The sequence below is a fragment of the Mesobacillus subterraneus genome (assembly GCF_023715485.1).
Classification (GTDB): Bacteria; Bacillota; Bacilli; order Bacillales; family Cytobacillaceae; genus Mesobacillus; species Mesobacillus subterraneus_B.
The window spans coordinates 245475-263758 of the sequence record NZ_JAMBOF010000006.1; the positions used below are offsets into that span (position 1 = coordinate 245475).

19 protein-coding genes are annotated in these 18284 nt (G+C 40.2%); 12 read left to right on the forward strand and 7 right to left on the reverse strand.

The window, feature by feature from the left end:
• Positions 1 to 7 precede the first annotated feature (7 nt).
• Positions 8 to 547: a VUT family protein gene (locus tag M3204_RS11080; RefSeq protein ID WP_251481422.1), complete on the forward strand. Its 540-nt coding sequence runs from the start codon at positions 8 to 10 to the stop codon at positions 545 to 547.
• Positions 548 to 564: 17 nt separating this feature from the next.
• Here M3204_RS11080 and M3204_RS11085 read toward each other — a convergent pair whose 3' ends face one another.
• The 3 genes from M3204_RS11085 to M3204_RS11095 form a co-directional block, all read right to left on the reverse strand.
• Positions 565 to 1584: a hypothetical protein gene (locus tag M3204_RS11085; protein ID WP_251481424.1), complete on the reverse strand. Its 1020-nt coding sequence runs from the start codon at positions 1582 to 1584 to the stop codon at positions 565 to 567.
• The gene (locus M3204_RS11090) at positions 1581 to 2507 is read right to left on the reverse strand and encodes a hypothetical protein (RefSeq protein WP_251481427.1); all 927 of its coding nucleotides are present in this window, start codon (positions 2505 to 2507) and stop codon (positions 1581 to 1583) included. The genes M3204_RS11085 and M3204_RS11090 overlap by 4 nt, the downstream gene beginning before the upstream one ends.
• Positions 2508 to 2604: 97 nt before the next feature.
• On the reverse strand, positions 2605 to 3435 hold the full coding sequence (locus M3204_RS11095) for an SDR family oxidoreductase (RefSeq protein ID WP_251481429.1): 831 nt from the start codon (positions 3433 to 3435) through the stop codon (positions 2605 to 2607).
• Between the two features lie 372 nt (positions 3436 to 3807).
• Here M3204_RS11095 and M3204_RS11100 point away from each other — a divergent pair, with 372 nt between their 5' ends.
• From M3204_RS11100 to M3204_RS11110, 3 genes are all read left to right on the forward strand, one after another.
• Positions 3808 to 4842 (forward strand): fatty acid desaturase, encoded by a 1035-nt coding sequence (locus M3204_RS11100; RefSeq protein ID WP_251481432.1) that lies wholly within the window; start codon positions 3808 to 3810, stop codon positions 4840 to 4842.
• A 172-nt stretch (positions 4843 to 5014) separates the two neighbouring features.
• The gene (locus M3204_RS11105) at positions 5015 to 6154 is read left to right on the forward strand and encodes a sensor histidine kinase (RefSeq protein WP_251481435.1); all 1140 of its coding nucleotides are present in this window, start codon (positions 5015 to 5017) and stop codon (positions 6152 to 6154) included.
• A complete protein-coding gene (locus M3204_RS11110; RefSeq protein ID WP_251481436.1) occupies positions 6151 to 6750 on the forward strand; it encodes a response regulator transcription factor in 600 nt (199 codons plus the stop codon). The genes M3204_RS11105 and M3204_RS11110 overlap by 4 nt, the downstream gene beginning before the upstream one ends.
• Positions 6751 to 7171: 421 nt before the next feature.
• On the opposite strand, the gene M3204_RS11115 is transcribed toward M3204_RS11110, so the two are convergent.
• Positions 7172 to 7546: a nucleotide excision repair endonuclease gene (locus M3204_RS11115; RefSeq protein ID WP_251481439.1), complete on the reverse strand. Its 375-nt coding sequence runs from the start codon at positions 7544 to 7546 to the stop codon at positions 7172 to 7174.
• A 379-nt stretch (positions 7547 to 7925) separates the two neighbouring features.
• On the opposite strand from M3204_RS11115, the gene M3204_RS11120 reads away from it, so the two are divergent.
• A complete protein-coding gene (locus tag M3204_RS11120; RefSeq protein ID WP_251481441.1) occupies positions 7926 to 9593 on the forward strand; it encodes a DEAD/DEAH box helicase in 1668 nt (555 codons plus the stop codon).
• Between the two features lie 52 nt (positions 9594 to 9645).
• On the opposite strand, the gene M3204_RS11125 is transcribed toward M3204_RS11120, so the two are convergent.
• Positions 9646 to 9765: a DUF4023 domain-containing protein gene (locus M3204_RS11125; RefSeq protein ID WP_251481444.1), complete on the reverse strand. Its 120-nt coding sequence runs from the start codon at positions 9763 to 9765 to the stop codon at positions 9646 to 9648.
• A 161-nt stretch (positions 9766 to 9926) separates the two neighbouring features.
• On the opposite strand from M3204_RS11125, the gene M3204_RS11130 reads away from it, so the two are divergent.
• The gene (locus M3204_RS11130; RefSeq protein ID WP_251481446.1) at positions 9927 to 10490 is read left to right on the forward strand and encodes a GNAT family N-acetyltransferase; all 564 of its coding nucleotides are present in this window, start codon (positions 9927 to 9929) and stop codon (positions 10488 to 10490) included.
• 176 nt (positions 10491 to 10666) lie between these two features.
• On the opposite strand, the gene M3204_RS11135 is transcribed toward M3204_RS11130, so the two are convergent.
• Positions 10667 to 11203, reverse strand: a complete 537-nt coding sequence (locus M3204_RS11135; RefSeq protein ID WP_251481449.1) for a histidine phosphatase family protein — start codon at positions 11201 to 11203, stop codon at positions 10667 to 10669.
• Positions 11204 to 11453: 250 nt separating this feature from the next.
• Between M3204_RS11135 and M3204_RS11140 the strand changes: the two genes are divergently transcribed.
• From M3204_RS11140 to M3204_RS11160, 5 genes are all read left to right on the forward strand, one after another.
• A complete protein-coding gene (locus M3204_RS11140; protein ID WP_251481453.1) occupies positions 11454 to 12458 on the forward strand; it encodes a LacI family DNA-binding transcriptional regulator in 1005 nt (334 codons plus the stop codon).
• 54 nt (positions 12459 to 12512) lie between these two features.
• Positions 12513 to 14195 (forward strand): glycoside hydrolase family 13 protein, encoded by a 1683-nt coding sequence (locus tag M3204_RS11145; protein WP_251481455.1) that lies wholly within the window; start codon positions 12513 to 12515, stop codon positions 14193 to 14195.
• A 174-nt stretch (positions 14196 to 14369) separates the two neighbouring features.
• Positions 14370 to 15098, forward strand: a complete 729-nt coding sequence (locus tag M3204_RS11150) for an SDR family NAD(P)-dependent oxidoreductase (protein ID WP_353056010.1) — start codon at positions 14370 to 14372, stop codon at positions 15096 to 15098.
• On the forward strand, positions 15098 to 16138 hold the full coding sequence (locus tag M3204_RS11155; RefSeq protein ID WP_251481457.1) for an S-adenosylmethionine:tRNA ribosyltransferase-isomerase: 1041 nt from the start codon (positions 15098 to 15100) through the stop codon (positions 16136 to 16138). Before M3204_RS11150 ends, M3204_RS11155 begins: the two co-directional genes overlap by 1 nt.
• Positions 16139 to 16159: 21 nt before the next feature.
• The gene (locus M3204_RS11160; protein ID WP_251481461.1) at positions 16160 to 16564 is read left to right on the forward strand and encodes a VOC family protein; all 405 of its coding nucleotides are present in this window, start codon (positions 16160 to 16162) and stop codon (positions 16562 to 16564) included.
• A gap of 25 nt (positions 16565 to 16589) precedes the next feature.
• Here M3204_RS11160 and M3204_RS11165 read toward each other — a convergent pair whose 3' ends face one another.
• Complete coding sequence (locus M3204_RS11165; RefSeq protein WP_251481463.1) at positions 16590 to 17066, reverse strand: DUF2062 domain-containing protein; 477 nt, start codon at positions 17064 to 17066, stop codon at positions 16590 to 16592.
• 260 nt (positions 17067 to 17326) lie between these two features.
• On the opposite strand from M3204_RS11165, the gene pssA reads away from it, so the two are divergent.
• On the forward strand, positions 17327 to 18022 hold the full coding sequence (gene pssA / locus M3204_RS11170) for a CDP-diacylglycerol--serine O-phosphatidyltransferase (RefSeq protein WP_251481467.1): 696 nt from the start codon (positions 17327 to 17329) through the stop codon (positions 18020 to 18022).
• The last annotated feature ends 262 nt before the right edge of the window (positions 18023 to 18284 follow it).

An 18284-nucleotide genomic window follows, 5' to 3' on the forward strand; every position in this document is an offset into this window, starting at 1 on the left:
AGAGAAAATGAGAATCTTTTTATATTTAATATCTATTGTCACTGCAAACGTCATAACGGCTGCGTTTGCACCACTTACGCTGGGAATGTTCATCGTGCCAATGGGAACATTATTGATTGGTGCGACTTTTATATTCCGTGATTTGGTTCAAAACAAATATGGGCGCGCGAAAACGTATATGTTCATCGGGGCAGCACTTGTCCTGTCTGCCATCGTTTCTTTCATTCTTGGAGATACACTTTTAATCGTATTCGCTTCTGCATTGAGCTTTGCCGTTGCTGAAACAACCGATACGGAAATCTACTCAAGGCTTAAGCTGCCGATGAGCTGGAGAGTTTTCTACAGCGGATTAGTAGGAGGATTACTAGATTCAGTTATTTTCGTCATTATTGGTTTAAGCCCAATAGGAGCGAATTTCCTTCCATGGGAAGCAGTTCCCGCAGCGATTTTGGGCCAAGTGATTGTGAAAACTATTATTCAGGCAATCGGTGCGATGCTGCTGAATCCTATAAATACTATTTTCAATAATAAAGCTTTGTCCAATTAGAAGAAGGAGGTGCTCGATCATTGATCAAGCACCTTTTGTTCTATAGGATTAAATTTTCCAGGGCTAATGTCTCTTTTTACTGTTTCTGTGTTCATTTCCAGCTTATTTTTAGAGAAGACGCTGTACTGCTCCATTTTCCCTTCTATATTAGCGACCAGTTCATTTTTTATGACATTCACCAAAATGAAGATAATCAACAACATCCCCAGTGAGCTGAAAGCAACCCAGGGAGCGTTTTTTAGGGTCCAAAAATTTTGCCCAGTAAGTCCTGCAAGTTCGTTCGTAATTGATTTATTATATGGCGTATTATATATTTTTTCTTTATGAGGGCCGCCAAGGAAAAGAGTGAACATTGCCAGGCCCATCAAAATTTGCAATGTCTGAAGAACCTGCTGAACAAACATAATGACAAGCTGCGGTTTTAGATGGGGCAAAATCTGCTTCATAATAATATGCAGTTTGCTGCCACCCAATAGATAAGAACTCATCACATATGACTTTGATTTGATTTCATTGACAAAATCTGTTGTGAAGAAAAATACCGTCGGGAAACCAAGCAGAAATAACACAATAAGCTGGAATTCAATCTTTACGATTATGGGAATTTCATTATACAGAAATATTACTGGGTCCATTAAAAGGACGCCGATTAGCAGTAGCGGAACATAGTGAAAAGGCAGAAAAAATGCTTTGAACATTGATTTACATGCTGGCATCCATGTTTCAACAATCATACCCAATAATGATCCTATAACCACCCTCATAAATGACACAACTAAAACCGCAGCAAACGTGTACTTGAGTCCATCGATTATAAGAAGCAGATTATCCCGTCCATCCCGGTCGGTTCCGAGCGGGTATTCTTTGCTTGGTGGATAAGGAGGATTTTCAATTACTTTTCCATTTTCATCATAAAGCTGGTTGATCATGGTGCGATAATCTTCAGGGCCTACAAAATCGTATAGAATACTGCTTATCAAAAAGACGAGAAGTATGCCCAGACTTATTTTGGTTTTTTTATAGTTTTGTGTTCTCATAACGGCAGTGCACCCCGTTTCCTGATGACAGTCACTTTAACAATGAATTTTACTAGGTACTCAAGCAGGATCACAGGAAGAACAAACATGACAATACTATAAATCAGAGGCAGGACATGTTCGCCCCTGAACATCTGCATCATGATTAGGTTAGTATGAGCTGTTTCGTAATAATACATATGCTCTACCAGCACAAGATTAGAAAGCAGCATGTATAAGATGATCCTGAATTTAATAATGAATACAGGCAAAATATTTCCGGTCAAATGAATAAGGTATACGTAGCTTTTTCTTAGACCTTTGGCAAATCCAAATTGGATATAATGTTCTTGTTCTTCATCCTCCATGCTCTTCAATAAAAACAATCCAAAGAGAATCGCGGGCAGGAAAGAGATCACAATAACCGGAAAAGCGATTGGCTGGGTTGAACCAAGTCCATACATAGGAAAAATTTTAAAGTTATATTCTTTAAGAAGGATAATGTTAAGCATATTAATGGCAAATATGAACACAAGGTCGGGCAATCCTTCAAAGAAATCAAGAAACTGATGGAGCTTCCTCCTTAGATTGACAGGGGAGAGCATGGTAATGATAGAAAGAATACTTCCTACGGTTATTATTATGGCTAGAGAGATTCCAAGAATCGTATGGGAATGCAGGAAGCCATCCAATACCGTCGGGTTTGATGCGTATTCTATAAAGCTTTTTGGGGTGAAATCCATAAATTGATTTAGAACATATTTAAGCTGCTTATAAAACCCATCAAATGAGAAGCCTAAATGTTCCCCTTTCTTTTTATTAAAATCAAACAAATATATAAAGGATAGGAAAAATGCAATTCCCAGAATGAAGGTTCCTGTCATGACTAAGTAATAAGCTGTTTTTTTAATTATCTTTAAAAAAGTCCTCGAATTTATTTTCATGAGAATTCTCCTTTCAGACTTTTTAAATTTCTACACGATGGTAAAAAAAACCTTTTTAAAATAAAAAAAACTCCTTTCGATTGAAAAGAGTCTAATGTTATTTATATAACTTCTTCGTTAGGAATTTCTCGATCACTTTCCAGGGGAGGAGATTTTTAAGCAGGATTGTCCTGTTTACTCCTTTGCCGATCGGATACCTTAATCGGCTTTTTTCGCTGGCTGATGCAATCTTCGTTACAAGCATGGCGACTTCCTGAGGATGGCCATACTGCGTTTCTCCTTTCTTAACCTCTTTAAGGATTGCAGCCATTGATGAATTGTAGGGTGACTGTTGTCCCAATTGGACATTTTCAATGCTTGACCAAATATTTGTGTTATATGATCCAGGCTCAACAAGAATAACATCGATACCAAAGGGTCTAAGCTCCAGCCGCAGACTTTCGCTAAATCCCTCCAAAGCATGTTTCGAGGACACATAAGCGGACAATCCAGGAAAGCCAAACCTGCCGCTGATGCTGCTCATATTGATAATTTTTCCTGAGCCCTGTTGCCGCATAGCAGGTATGATTGCCTGCGCGACAGCAACCGCCCCAAAGAAATTTGTCTCAAATTGAACTCGATATTCATCCAGCGAAAGCTCCTCACAAAAACCGCCTTTGGCAAAACCCGCATTATTCACAAGCAAGTCCACTGAATTGATATCCTCTATATAAGCTTTAAATCCATTTATTGAAGCAGCAGAAGTGACATCCAGCGGATAAACATCGATAAATTCGGTTAGTTTTTCAGCTTTGGCTATTTCCAGCAAACTGTCTGCCTTCTGCAGGTCTCGCATCGTTGCGATTACATTAAATCCGGATCTAGCTAACTCGATTGCAATCAGCTTCCCAAAGCCGCTCGACGATCCAGTGACAATTGCGTTTTTCATACTATACTCCTTCTGCAACATCTTTTTAGACCATTCTACAGTTTAAAAATACATTTGAATATGTAACTTTGCTTGTTCAGCGAAAAAAATGGATTAATTTAAAATTTTTTTACATTCAAGGCGTTGAATCCTAAGTGTTTTAATAAAGCGTTAAAAAATTGCAGGAAAAATGAATTCTAAAAAATTTAACAGCAAATAATATTACCTGGTAACAATACAAAAAAACCGCTATATATAAGGATTTAAAGGGAAATTTTTATCCGAACATGACATTTGTCATGTGTCACATATGACACCTGCTACTGCACAAAAGCATTTCCCTTATTTATAATTTGGTTAACTAACAAATCCGAAAGGGGAAATTTTATCAAGATGACAACTCACAACGCAAAAGAACTTAGAAAACAGGTCGCCCCTTATGAAAGCTCAAACACAAAGGACAGCATCATTCAAATGCTGAATACAATCGTGCCATTTTTGGCATTTTGGTTCTTGGCTTATCAGAGCCTTGCCATTTCCTACTTGCTGACACTGGCATTTGCTGTGCTTGCGGCAGGATTTATGATCAGGATCTTCATTATTTTTCATGACTGCACACACCATTCGTTCTTTAAAAATCGTAAAGCCAACAAAGTAGTTGGCACATTGACTGGAGTATTGACGCTGTTCCCATATAGCCAGTGGGGTCATGAACACTCCGTCCACCATGCAACAAGCAGCAATTTGGACAAACGTGGCACGGGAGATATTTGGGTAATGACAGTTGATGAATATTTGGCTGCTCCATCATTGCAGAAGCTTGCTTACAGAATGTACCGCAATCCTTTTGTCATGTTTGTATTGGGACCGATTTATCTAGTGTTGATCACCAACCGTTTCAATCGTAAAGATGCAAGACTTAAGGAACGATTGAATACCTATCTGACTAATGTATTGATTTTTGGCATCTCTGCCCTGCTTATATGGGCAATTGGCTGGGAAGCTTTCTTGATGGTAGAGGGACCGATTTTCTTCATTGCTGGTATGTTTGGCATCTGGTTGTTCTATGTTCAGCATACTTTTGAAGATTCTTATTTCGAAGGAGACAAGGAATGGGAATACGTAAAGGCAGCAGTCGAGGGCAGCTCATATTACAAGCTTCCAAAGGTACTTCAGTGGATTACCGGAAACATCGGATATCACCACGTACATCACTTGAGTCCGCGCGTACCGAACTATAAGCTTGAAGAAGTGCACAATAACACTAAGCCTCTGCAAAATGTACCAACAATCACACTTGCAACAAGCTTAACTTCTTTGCGATTCCGATTATGGGACGAAAAAAGCAAACAATTCATCAGCTTCAAAGAAATTAAATCATTGCAGCATAACAGTAAAATGACGGCTCAGACTAAGCCTGAACTTTAAAAATCACTCCCCTTATGACAGGTGCAACTCTGAAGAACGCAAAGCGTTTTTTCAGGTGAGAAGCCTGGAGCGAGGGGAGTAATTTTATGTAAATTTTTATTGGAGTTTTCCTGGCTGTGAGGTTCCCTTATGATAAAATTAAAGCAGTTATTAATAAAGCAGAGGTTTTGATATGTTTAAGAGATTTTTTAATTCACTTAAAAGTACTGGCATTTCACCCTACATATGGACAATTCTCGCAATATTGCCTTTTTATTTTATTTGGCAAATGCCATCTACAACTGTTAAAGTAGCCGGCACTATTCTGACTCTCATGTTCTTTCTCGTATACTGGCTGGCTTTCGTATCGAAAAGCTGGACTGTATATATTTGGACATGTATTCTGATAGGCATTTCCATTGCGTCTGCAAGCTTGTTCAGCTACGTATATTTTGCGTTTTTCATTGCCTATTTCATCGGAAATATAAAAGACCGAATCCCGTTCCTGGTGCTCTATTTTATTCATCTTGTGGGCACTTCGATTGTCATCAACTTGGAGATTGTCCTGAAGGAAGAATTTTTTATAAAGCAGCTGCCGATTATCGTGATTGTCTGGATCAGCGTCATCCTGCTGCCGTTCAGCATCTATAACCGAAACAAGAGAGGCGAGCTTGAAGAGAAGCTGGAGGATGCGAACAAGCGGATTTCTGAGTTAGTAAAAATAGAAGAACGCCAGCGGATTGCGCGTGATCTTCATGACACTCTTGGACAAAAACTTTCTTTGATTGGACTAAAAAGTGATCTCGCCCGTAAATTAATATATAAAGACCCTGAACAGGCTAGGGAAGAATTAAAGGATGTCCAGCAGACAGCGAGGACCGCATTGAATGAGGTCAGAAAAATGGTGGCGGAAATGCGGGGGATACGCGTCAGGGATGAACTCATCCATATCAAACAAATACTCAAAGCCGCGGAAATAAAATTTGTTGGCAAGGATGAGGAATTCAATATAAACAATGTGTCCCTGTTATCAGAGAATATTCTCAGCATGTGCTTAAAGGAAGCGGTAACGAATGTTGTCAAACATAGCGAAGCATCCATTTGTTCCATTTCAATTATGCAGACTGAAAAAGAGCTGATTGCCGAAGTCAGTGATAATGGCGTTGGCAACATTACTGAGGAAGATTATTACAAAGGAAGCGGACTTCTTGGGATGAGAGAGCGCCTCGAATTTGTTAACGGCACACTAGAGATTTTTTCGAAAGATGGGATAAAGCTCTTGATTAAAATACCTAAAGTTCTAAAGCAAACTTACAGGGAGGACCTGATATGATTCAGATTGTCATAGCGGAAGATCAGCGCATGCTGCTGGGGGCATTAGGATCCCTGTTAAGTCTTGAGGATGATATGGAAGTAGTGGGAAAGGCCACTAACGGGGAGGAAGCAGTCGCTCTCGCTAAGCAGCTTATGCCCGATATATGTATTATGGACATTGAAATGCCCGGAAAGACCGGACTAGAAGCAGCAGAAGAGTTAAAAGGCCTAGGCTGCAAAGTAATCATCTTGACGACGTTTGCACGGTCAGGGTACTTCCAGCGTGCGTTAAAGGCCGGTGTGAGCGGCTATTTGTTGAAGGACAGCCCTAGCGAGGAGCTGGCAAGCTCGATTCGCAGTGTCATGGGAGGAAGGCGTGTGTACGCACCTGAACTCATGGATGACGTGTACAGTGAGGAAAATCCGCTGACAGAACGGGAAATGGAAGTACTCGAGCTTGTCGCTGATGGTAAGAACACAAAAGAAATCGCCGGGCAGCTTAGCATTACAACCGGTACTGTCAGAAACTACATCTCTACAATTCTAGATAAACTAGAAGTAACAAACAGAATCGAAGCAATCACTCAATCAAAGGAAAAAGGCTGGTTCAAATGAAAGTCGAAAGCGAACTAAAGAGCAAGTAGCTTCCTGTACATCCTGATGAGTTATAAATTAGATTTGTTATCTATAATAAAGAAAAGGTTTAAAGTGACCATCTCTAATCGATCTCGTTGGATTATATTGTATTTTGAATTCATCACCTCAATCGTTATATGTATCTATTTTAGATTAGACTTTGTTATAGTTACACGCTAAGTATAGAAGCCCTGTTGATTGGAGTGGAAGGCGCGCAGACTCCTGCGGGATCAGCTGGACAGGTGAGACCCCGCAGGAGCTTGCGACGAGGAGGCTCACCGCCAGCCCCGCGGAAAGCGAAGCGCCTGGAACGCAAATCAACAGACTTATTTTCAAAGAAAAGTGCCTGAAACACGTTTCAGGCACTTTTCCATATTCAGATTTCTATATGCAGTAAAATCTACTTATAAAAAACTTTTTCGATGTTGTATTTTGCTTTTAACGTATTAATCGCATACGTCTCATAAATTTCTCTATCCATCGGGTCTTCCACAGTACATACGGCAATCTTGTGTACTTCGTGGCGATGGTTTTTGATAGGAGAAACAGTATCCTCGAAATGTTTCTTTACCCGTGGTCTTAGCTTCCGCGCTTTTCCGACGTACATCAATTCATCATCCGCGTTGAAAAACATGATGATTCCGCCTTTATCTCTTGGAATCCGGTGGTAATCCGTAAAACCATATTCGCTGCTGATTACTGCTTCAACCTTTTCTCCTAGTTGCCTGCTTCTTGTGATCACAACATCCGGTGAAGGTAGTTCGATTTTAATCATTCTAGTCACTTCCTATTCTTCAATTAGTAAATCGTACCACACGCTAAATTGAAAATCCACATATATTATTTTACCCAATAAAATTAAGCCTGACCCACATAGCAGTAATTCATTACTGCAAAGGGCCAGGCTCATTTAGCTTATTAACCTGCATATTCAGTTATACAGACGCCATCCAGTCCCGCTTTATTTGCTTTATATTCAGCACTGTCTGCACAGTAAAAAGTTGCATTACCTAATGCCTAACACTGGGCATGAGCTTTAGACACCATTTTCTATGCAAGGTTTACTTGCTATTTTTCCATACTAAAAGCAATAATTAGTGGTTGAGGACAGAAATATATCTACTCAGCTCATTAAAGAAAGCAGGGATCTAATTTTGGATAAATTTATATCACTCGGAATCTCGGAAGCAATCGCGGAAACGTTGAAAATACATGGAATCTCAGAACCGACACCGATTCAAGAAAAAGCGATACCGTTACTGCTGGATGGCAAAGATATCATTGCCCAGTCACAGACTGGGACTGGGAAGACTTTCGCATTCGTTCTGCCAATCCTCGAAAAATTGGATGCCAGTAACCCGAACATCCAGGCATTGATCGTCACGCCGACAAGGGAACTTGCCTTGCAAATCACACACGAAATACAAAAATTAGTCGAACATGTCGATGGCATCAATATTCTCGCTGTCTATGGCGGACAGGATGTTGCATCACAGCTTAAGAAACTGAAGAAAAACATTCATATAGTCGTTGGCACTCCTGGACGTTTGCTGGACCATATCCGCAGGGAGACGGTCGATTTTTCAAAAGCTGCATTCCTTGTACTGGATGAAGCCGATCAAATGCTCCATATTGGATTTTTAGATGAGGTAGAGGAAATCATCAAGCAAACACCAAAGACTAGACAGACATTGCTATTCTCAGCTACAATGCCAGATGAAATACGGAAGCTCGCTAAGCGACATATGTATAAACCTGAGAATATTCAAATTGAAAAGACTCAAGCTCCATTAGCTAATATCAAACAAATTGCTATCAGTACCGCAGATAGAGCCAAGCAAAATGATTTGATTGAATCTCTTAGGATGTATCAGCCATTTTTAGGAGTCATTTTTTGCCGGACAAAAAGAAGGGTCAGCAAGCTGAATGACGCATTGAAAGCCAACCATTTTAACTGCGATGAGCTTCATGGAGATCTATCTCAGGCGAAGAGAGAACAGGTGATGAAGAAGTTCCGTGATGCTAAAATCCAGTATTTGATTGCCACAGATGTTGCAGCCAGAGGGCTGGATGTGGATGGTGTCACGCATGTGTTTAACTACGACATGCCACTTGATACAGAAAGCTATATTCATCGAATTGGACGAACAGGCAGAGCAGGCAATGAAGGGTTGGCAGTAAGCTTCTATTCGCCGAAAGACAAACCATTGTTAGATATGATTGAATCAGATCTTAATGTAAGGATTGAAAAGAAAAATATCGGGAATGCAAGAAAAGGACAATCCGAAAATGAAACAGATCCTGATCTTTCTAGTAACCGAAAAACAAGAACAGGAGATTATAAAGGTAAAAATACCAGGTCGAGAAGGCGTGAAGATGGGAAGGTTGAAAGAGATCGCCGCGGAGAAAAGATCACAAAGGATCGTTTTTCTCGGAATGATATAAAAGACAAGCGTGAACGCAGCCCTGAAGGACCAGCTATGAGGAATAAAGATGGGCAGGCGCCTTCACGTGATCGAAGAAGAAATCATTCACAAGAAGGCCAGCAAACGAGGCAGGTAAAGGAAAGAAGTGAGAATTCACGAAATCAAAGAGACAGAAGGCAAGAATCTGATCGGTCAGAATTTATTGGCAAGGAGTCCAGGGGCTCCAAAAATGAAAATAGCGGAACACGCTTTGAAAGAACCAGAAGTAACAATGCTTCAGGCAAATCCGGCCAAGAACGGAATGTCAGAGATGGAAGGCACACTGGTTTGCCAGAGGGCCGCAAAAATAAAGGAATAAATAAGCGAACAGTTACAAAAAATCGCCGAAGCAGATAACTAATAGGCAGTGCAAAGAAAATAGACCGCAAATTGGCGGTCTATTCTCTGTTTAATGCTGCTTATTCGGGAGTTTATCGCTAGGGTTTTCTTTGCCTTGCCTTTTTTTGTTCTGTTCATTCTTTCGCTGGTTTTCATTCAGTTTCTGTACATATTCATGGGTATTTTCCATTGCGGTACCTCCTGATTTTAAATGGCTCGTCGTTACTTTTTCCATTAACCAAAGAATTCATTCAAGCAACAACCACTTAAGAGAGAACTAATTAAACAAATTTATCAGCAAATAGAAATTACGTTATAATGACGATAACTGACTGCTAGGAGTGAAATAAATTGAAAATAGAAGATATATACAGTGATCTTCCGGCACTGGAAACAGAACGTCTGATCCTAAGGAAAATCAAGAGGGAAGACGTCGAGGATATACATACATATGCTTCTGATCCTGATGTCTCAAAATTCGTATTCTGGGACTCTCATCAATCATTATCCGCTACTGAGGACTATGTAGATTTTATATTGGGTCTTTATGAAAATGGCAAGATCGCACCATGGGGCATCCAACACAAAGAAGATGGAAAACTGATTGGGACTATTGATTTTGTATCCTGGCAGACACAGCATAAAACCGCGGAAATGGGTTATGCGTTATCCAAGGATTACTGGGGGAGAGGGATTGCAACCGAAGCAGCAATGGAACTTATAAGGTTTGGGTTTAACAATATGGAATTAGTAAGGATCCAGGCAAAGTGCCTTGTTGCCAACACTGGTTCAGAAAGAGTAATGGAAAAAGCGGGAATGAGCTTCGAAGGTGTGTTAAGAAAGTTTATTTTCATCAAAGGAGTCCATTATGACGTAAAAATGTATTCTATTTTAAATGAGGCTGTTTTCGCATAGATTGTTTTTTTCGAACTGAGCTTTCATCCCGCATTTTCTTCACCTCGGGCTCTTTTTGAGGAGGTTTCTGTACAGGGAATGCCTTAAAACTCGTATACTTTTGGTTGTGAAAACAACAAAGTACACAAAAAGAGCCTTAAATGAAGACGCCTAAGCATTTGCTTGCGCCTACCGGATTATTCTTTCTCAAAAATATATAGTTTTGCGTTTTCCGGTCGATTGAATTTCGGACCGGAAAAACCTCTTTTTATCAATTCCTTCCGCATGAATATCATAATCCCTCCATGGCCAACGATCAGTACATCCTCACCTTGTGCTATTGCCTTATCTAACACTTGATTTATCCTTTGGACGACTTCAATTTTGCCTTCTTTTTGAGATTTATGGCCTAAAAGCCAAGCCATCCTGATCAAGAAAATATGCAGAGATAGGGGCAGCCTGACATTGCCTTGAATCAGAGGATAGATTGCCATTTCGCGCAATTCCTCTAAATAAATAATTTTTCCGGTAAAAGCCTTCTCTGCAGTTCGCCTTGCTCTGTCCAAATCGCTTGAATAGCACCTGTTCCAGTTCTGACCCAAAAGTTCAATTTCTGTTTCCTCAATTTCTGATTCATTATATTCCCTTTGCCAGCTTAGCAATTCCTGAGAGGAAACAAGCTTTTTAGGGTAACCTAACGTAACTTTAAAATGCCTTAATAAACCTATCTTCACAAAAAACCCCATCCTAATCGAATTTTTCAATGATTAATATAGTTCACTGTCAGGCAGTGAAATTCCTTTTTTCAGCAAAAGGAAAATGCAAATTATAGGTGTTTGTTATTCAAATTAAGGAACTTAATTACAGGAGGTTTTTTTGTACATATGCTGGCAGTTAAAGAGGAGAAATTAAACTTGAAAAAATTTAAAAAAACTATTATTATTAACACGCAACGTAAACGTTTACTCAAAAGGTATGGTGAGTATGAGTTCTACAATTAAAGATGTAGCAAAACAAGTGAATGTGTCCATCGCTACCGTATCAAGGGTCCTCAATGGCCAGGGCGGTTATTCAAAAGCAACGGAAGCGAAGGTACTCAACGCTATTAAAGAGTTAGGATATCAGCCTAATGCGTTTGCCCGTGGATTAATAAACAATAAATCCAATACAGTCGCCATTCTTTTCCCGGAAGTATCAAGCCAATTCTCATCAAAAATCCTCAGGGGTGTGGAGGAGACTGTGCATGGTTTCGGTTCGAGTGTGATCGTTTGCAATACAGCATCACACGGCCAGAGAACAATGAAATATTTACAGCTTTTAGCTGAGAAAAGGGTCGACGGAATTCTGTTTGTGAGTGAGATCATTACCGAGGAGTATTATGACAAGCTTGAGTCTATGCACACACCGGTTGTCCTGGTGGCCACAGAATCCTATCAATATCCTTTGCCATTCGTAAAAGTCGATGATAAGCATGCAGCCTTTACCGCTACTGATTACTTAATGAAAATGGGCCATCATAAAATAGGCATGATCAGCGGCAACAAGGAAGATATCATTGCAGGCCAGCCACGTATTGATGGATATAAACAAGCATTAGCCAATAAAGGATTAACATTCGACGAAAAAAATATCGTCCATTCAAAAGGCTTTTCCTTCACTGACGGCCTGGATAGTCTGCCCAACCTGCTTGAGCAGGCCCCCGACATTACTGCGGTTTTTGCCGCTAGCGATGCAATCGCCATGGGAGCAATTTCCTCTGCTTATAAAATGGGGATTAAAATTCCCGAAGATCTCTCAGTTATCGGCTATGATAATCTGCCTATATCAGAAATGTCAATACCGCCACTGACAACAGTAGCGCAGCCATTGGAAAAAATGGGATCTGTTGCTGCAAATATGCTGTTTTCGATGATGAATGCAGGGCAGAAGATTGAAAGCAGAATTATGTCACACACTATAATAGAGCGGGAAAGTGTAAGAATCCTATAATTTTCGCATGTTACGTAAACGTTTACTCAAATTTAAAACTATGGAGTGATATTCTTGAAAAAGCATTGGTGGAAAGAATCGGTCATTTATCAAATATACCCTCGCAGTTTCATGGATTCCAATGGAGATGGAATAGGCGATATCCCTGGGATTATTTCTAAATTAGACTACTTAAAGGAACTTGGAATAGATGTTATCTGGCTTTCTCCTGTCTATAAATCCCCAAATGATGATAACGGATACGATATCAGCGATTACCGCGATATAATGGATGACTTTGGAACAATGGCAGACTGGGAGCTTCTTTTAAAAGAAATGCACGACCGCGGGCTCAAACTGATCATGGACCTTGTCGTTAATCATAGTTCAGACGAGCATAACTGGTTCGTCGAATCCAGGAAATCAATAGATAACCCATATCGCGATTATTACATATGGAGACCTGGAAAGGATGGCAAGGAACCAAATAACTGGGAATCAGTCTTCAGCGGGTCAGCCTGGCAATATGACGAAGCTACAGATGAATACTATCTTCACCTTTTCAGCAAAAAGCAGCCTGATTTGAATTGGGAGAACCCTAAGCTGCGCCAGGAAGTGTATGATATGATGAAATTTTGGCTGGACAAGGGCATAGATGGTTTCCGGATGGATGTGATCAACTTCATCTCCAAAGTAGATGGTCTTCCGGATGCACCGAATCCTGAAGGAAAGCAATATGCATCAGGTAGCAAATTCTTTATGAACGGACCAAAAATTCATGATTTCTTGCAGGAGATGCATAACGAAGTAATGGCTCATTATGAAGCCATGACAGTTGGAGAAATGCCCGGTGCAAATGTTGAACTGGCAAAGCTTTATACAAATGAGGAACGAAATGAAGTGAATATGATATTTCAATTCGAACATGTTGATTTGGATTCTGGCCCAGGAGGCAAATGGGACCTAAAGCCATTGAAGCTTACAGACCTAAAAAGAAGCTTTACAAAATGGCAAAAGGGACTTGAAGAAGAAGGCTGGAACAGCTTGTACCTTAACAATCATGACCAGCCAAGGATGGTATCCCGTTTTGGGAATGATAAAGAATATCGTGTTGAGTCAGCAAAAATGCTTGGTACCTTCCTCCATATGCTGAAGGGAACCCCATACATTTATCAGGGCGAAGAAATCGGGATGACAAATGTCCGTTTTAACTCTATTCAGGAGTACCAGGATATCGAAACACTGAACATGTACAATGAAAAAGTAGTTCAAAACGGTGAAGATCCTGCAAAGGTAATGGAATCCATTTATGTAAAGGGACGCGATAATGCCCGTACTCCATTCCAATGGGACGAAAGTGAGCATGGAGGATTTACAACAGGTACACCTTGGCTTCAGGTGAACCCGAATTACAAAGAAATCAATGCAAAGCAGGCTGTGGAAGATGAACATTCCATTTATCACTACTACCGCCAATTAATCCAGCTTCGCAAAGAACATCCTATTATCGTGCATGGCAGCTACGACCTGCTAGTGCCCGACGATGAAAAGATTTACGTATATACAAGAGCTCATGAATCTCAGACTTTACTTGTGGCATTGAATTTCTCATCAGAACAGCAAAGCTTCAATGTACCAGAAGAGCTTCAAGGCAAACAGGGCAAAGTCCTGATTTCCAATTATAATGGCAATGTTGAAATCAAGCCAACACTTGCGTTGCGGCCATATGAAGCGATTGTTTATTTAATAGAAGATTAACCTTAGGAAGGCTGTGGAGACACAGCCTTCTTTTTTATAGGCTCTTTTCTATGCGAAAACAACCTTTTTATAAAACTTAGACTAAAGTCGCAGAAAAAATCAAGCTTCTCTACGAGGAAGAGTTTTCTTCTAAATCTTATGATGAATACAAGAAGAAAACAAAGGAGGAACTTGATGATGTTAAAAAATAAAGTAGTAATGATAACTGGAGTCACACAGGGGCTTGGAAAAGCATTGACACTCACATTTGCAAAGGAAGGAGCAAAATTAGCTGTCTGCGCACGCAGGGAAAACGTGCTTGCGGAAGTAAAAAGGGAAGCAGAAGCATTAGGCGCTGAAGTGCTTGCAATCAAAGCGGATGTATCGCTTTCACGGGATGCAGAAAAATTTGTTGCACTAGCAGTAAAAGAATATGGACGAATAGATGTTCTAATCAACAACGCCTCCATACTCGGGCCAAGTCCGATGCCACTGTTACTGGATTTTCCAGAGGAGGATTTCGTAGAAGTGATCAGGGTAAACAGCATCAGTCCATTCTTAGTTGCACGCCGTGTACTGCCTGTTATGCTCAAGCAAAATGAAGGCTCAATCATTAACGTAACATCCGAAGCGGGCCATATAGGCTATGCTGGCTGGGGAGCATATGGCATATCGAAGTTCGCGGTCGAGGGTCTGACAGAAACCTGGGCCGATGAATTAAGCGATACAAATGTAAGAATGAATATGGTTGATCCTGGTGAAATGAACACAGAAATGCATGCACTCGCCGTACCCGATTGTGATTACGAGCTTGCAGACCCAAGTGATGTAGTGAATGTCTTTCTATACCTTTCATCGGATGATTCAAGAAAGATTAACGGTCAGCGTTTCCAGGCTCAGGAATTCAATCAGGAGGGGTTATAATGCGGACTAAAACAAAATCAAATGGTTATGATTTTTATCTGCCACCTGCACTTAATGCTTCCCATCCACCGGAAAGACGAAGTCTGCGGAGGGACCATGTAAAAATGATGGTGCTTGACAGGGAAACAGGCGTTGTAAAGCACGATCGTTTCTTCCAGATTGACCACTATTTGAATCCTGGTGATGTTCTCGTACTTAATACCAGCAGAACCATTCCAGCTATTTTTAAAGCTGATTGGCTTCGAAAGGGGAAGGTACTTGCCAATAAAATTGAAATAAGGCTTGCGAAGAAAAAGAACGCTTCTGCTTGGGAGGTCCTGATTGTCGCAGATGGTATCAAAGCCGGAGATGAATTATGCTTTGCGAATACCCTTCAGGCAAAAGTGATCGGTGAAGTTTTCAAGTCCCCATTAAAAATCATCCGGTTTTCCTTGCAGGGAAGAGAATTATTCGAAGCATTTTATTTACTAGGGGAGCCCGTGAGATATGAATATATCAATCATCCATGGAAGCTGGATTACTATCAGACTGTTTTTGCATGCCAGCCGGGTTCAGTTGAGATGCCTTCAGCTGGCAGGGCTTTCAGCTGGGAACTCTTATGGAGACTGCAGCGAAAGGGGATCAAGCTAGCCTATCTCCAGCTCCATACCGGGCTAAGTTATCTGCTTGATGATGATTATGGTCATTCACCTGAAAATCATTTTGAAGAATATTCAATCTCTGAAAAAGATATGGCAGCAATCGTTGAAGCTAAAGCTTCAGGTGGAAAAGTAGTTGCAGTTGGCACAACCGTGGTTCGTGCTCTGGAAACAGCAATTGCAAAATCAACCTTAGAAGGCTGGACAAATTTATATGTAACAGCCGAATATAAACTGCGCCTTGTAGACGGAATCATTTCTGGCTTTCACGAGCCAAAGGCAAGCCACCTGGATTTGCTGACAGCCTTCGTGCCGGAACAGACACTATTTGCTGCTTATGAAACAGCGGTTGAACAGAAATATTTATGGCATGAGTTCGGTGATATTAATTTGATTATCTAGTCAATAACTGGGAGGTATCCTATGAGAATTCATCATTTTGCAATGGAAGTGAAGGATTTGGCTTTATCGAAAACTTTCTATGAAAATGTTTTGGGGTTTAAAGAACATAGCAAACCCACATTTCTTGGAGAGAAAATAGTATTTCTCGAATTGGCGGGTTTCAAGCTTGAACTGACTGAACTGATCGGGAACAACAAACAGACTATAATAGACCGTGAACATGTCCACCTCTGTTTCGAAGTAGATGATTTAAGGGAGAAGATCCGTAGATTTGAAGAAATGCATATCGCACCTGAAGAGGGACCATATCAACTCAACAACGGTTGGGAAACTGTTTTTTATCAAGGCCCCGATAATGAAATACTTGAGTTCCTCGAGATAAATATCCCGAATAATATAATAAGCCAAGAAACTAAAAACGAGTGAAAAATCATGAGGATTTTTCACTCGTTTATTTTCTAACATCCCATTTTTTTATAAGGGAAAGGAAATTAAGGCGATATTTCTTAATAATCGTAAAGATTAAGTAGTATACAATCATTCCAAAAAGAAGTAAGTTAACGACCATGCCCAGGAAAAAGGCAGCTCCTATATGCATGCCGGCATCCAAAGACATTCCATGATGGGGCATACCAGCAGCAGAAGGGAAGATTCCATATGGAAATAAAGTTTCACCAACTACTACATTCAGATAAAATAAAAAGGGAAATAGCCATATTAATGCCACACCGCTAATAAATCCTGCAACTGGATTTCCTTTAAAAAGTCTCGCACTCGCAGTTGATAAGATTGGACCCAACCCAAATGACGGAATAAAGTGAATTAAAAATCCCAATGTGAATCCTAAAGAAATGTTATGAGCATTTCCTTTAATTCTAAATAGCTTTATAAGAAGGAATTTTAATCTTCGCATGTTTTTATTCATCATAATTCACCAGCCCCAAAATAGTATACAATTTGATGAATCATTTTAATAGTCCTTTTTTTAACCATATTTTTACTTCAGACTAAACATTCTTCGAAATCTTAAAATTTTCTTATAAACACTATCCGGATTGAGATATAATGATATAGTTCACCTCTATTTTTGGCGATAATTTGATAAAATAAACATGATTATTGTTTGCCTTGGGTAAAAATAGGAATAAAGAAGATGTAAAAATAGATTTCGGAGAGTGATGACAACTGATGCGGTTTACTAAAATGATTCCAAATATGTTTACCTTGGGGAATCTATATTGCGGTTTTCTTTCAATTGGATTTGCGGCTACTGGCCAATTTAATAATGCGGCAATTTTAATCTTGATCGGCATGATGCTGGACAGCATGGACGGAAGGCTTGCCCGGATGCTAAAAGCCGATACCCAGCTCGGCAAGGAATTAGATTCCCTGGCAGACATTGTCACTTTTGGAGTTGCACCTTCATTTCTGGTTTACTATACATACTTTTATCAATTTGGAATTTGGGGATTAATGGTTGCAGGTTTGTTTCCTTTGTTTGGCGCGTACCGTTTAGCTAGATTCAACATCAGTACTGATAAATCTTCACTGAACTACTTCATTGGTGTGCCAATCACTGCAGCTGGCGGAATCATGGCTATCCTTACGCTTTTTGGTGATATGATTCCAAACATTGTCACTACTGTAGTATTTACAGCTTTAAGCTTCTTGATGGTAAGCAGGATTCGAATCCCAAGCTTTAAGGAAGTCCCGCTTCCTAAATACGGGACCATCGTGACGATCTTCCTTGGATCCTTGCTATTCGTTATTTGGAAAGGAACATATGGGCAATTTCCTTATCTTATCTATATTGCCACACCATTGTATATAGCTTACCTTGCCTATCGTTTTGTAAAAGGGAAGAATAAATCCAATATAGATTAAGACAAAAAAAGCCTTTGCTGGATAGGAGGCCTCTGAACAAGTCCTTAAAGGATAGCTTTATTAAATTGGACGGTTGATTTCCACTCCAGGATGCTTCGCTTTCCGCGGGGCGTGCGGTGAGCCTCCTCAGCGCTAAAGCGCCTGCGGGGTCTCACCTGTCCCGCTGATCCCGCAGGAGTCTACGCACCTTCCGTTCCAATCAACCTAGTGCTACTAAACCTATATTTTAGACAAACTTTAAACCGTTCAAATCCCTGACTTT

What these genes read in the sequence shown, in the direction of transcription:
- M3204_RS11080 (WP_251481422.1), top strand. Translation starts at nt 8, where the DNA reads ATGAGAATCTTTTTATATTTAATATCTATTGTCACTGCAAACGTCATA.
- M3204_RS11085 (WP_251481424.1), bottom strand. Translation starts at nt 1,584, where the DNA reads ATGAGAACACAAAACTATAAAAAAACCAAAATAAGTCTGGGCATACTT.
- M3204_RS11090 (WP_251481427.1), bottom strand. Translation starts at nt 2,507, where the DNA reads ATGAAAATAAATTCGAGGACTTTTTTAAAGATAATTAAAAAAACAGCT.
- M3204_RS11095 (WP_251481429.1), bottom strand. Translation starts at nt 3,435, where the DNA reads ATGAAAAACGCAATTGTCACTGGATCGTCGAGCGGCTTTGGGAAGCTG.
- M3204_RS11100 (WP_251481432.1), top strand. Translation starts at nt 3,808, where the DNA reads ATGACAACTCACAACGCAAAAGAACTTAGAAAACAGGTCGCCCCTTAT.
- M3204_RS11105 (WP_251481435.1), top strand. Translation starts at nt 5,015, where the DNA reads ATGTTTAAGAGATTTTTTAATTCACTTAAAAGTACTGGCATTTCACCC.
- M3204_RS11110 (WP_251481436.1), top strand. Translation starts at nt 6,151, where the DNA reads ATGATTCAGATTGTCATAGCGGAAGATCAGCGCATGCTGCTGGGGGCA.
- M3204_RS11115 (WP_251481439.1), bottom strand. Translation starts at nt 7,546, where the DNA reads ATGATTAAAATCGAACTACCTTCACCGGATGTTGTGATCACAAGAAGC.
- M3204_RS11125 (WP_251481444.1), bottom strand. Translation starts at nt 9,765, where the DNA reads ATGGAAAATACCCATGAATATGTACAGAAACTGAATGAAAACCAGCGA.
- M3204_RS11140 (WP_251481453.1), top strand. Translation starts at nt 11,454, where the DNA reads ATGAGTTCTACAATTAAAGATGTAGCAAAACAAGTGAATGTGTCCATC.
- M3204_RS11150 (WP_353056010.1), top strand. Translation starts at nt 14,370, where the DNA reads ATGATGTTAAAAAATAAAGTAGTAATGATAACTGGAGTCACACAGGGG.
- M3204_RS11155 (WP_251481457.1), top strand. Translation starts at nt 15,098, where the DNA reads ATGCGGACTAAAACAAAATCAAATGGTTATGATTTTTATCTGCCACCT.
- M3204_RS11160 (WP_251481461.1), top strand. Translation starts at nt 16,160, where the DNA reads ATGAGAATTCATCATTTTGCAATGGAAGTGAAGGATTTGGCTTTATCG.
- M3204_RS11165 (WP_251481463.1), bottom strand. Translation starts at nt 17,066, where the DNA reads ATGATGAATAAAAACATGCGAAGATTAAAATTCCTTCTTATAAAGCTA.
- pssA (WP_251481467.1), top strand. Translation starts at nt 17,327, where the DNA reads ATGCGGTTTACTAAAATGATTCCAAATATGTTTACCTTGGGGAATCTA.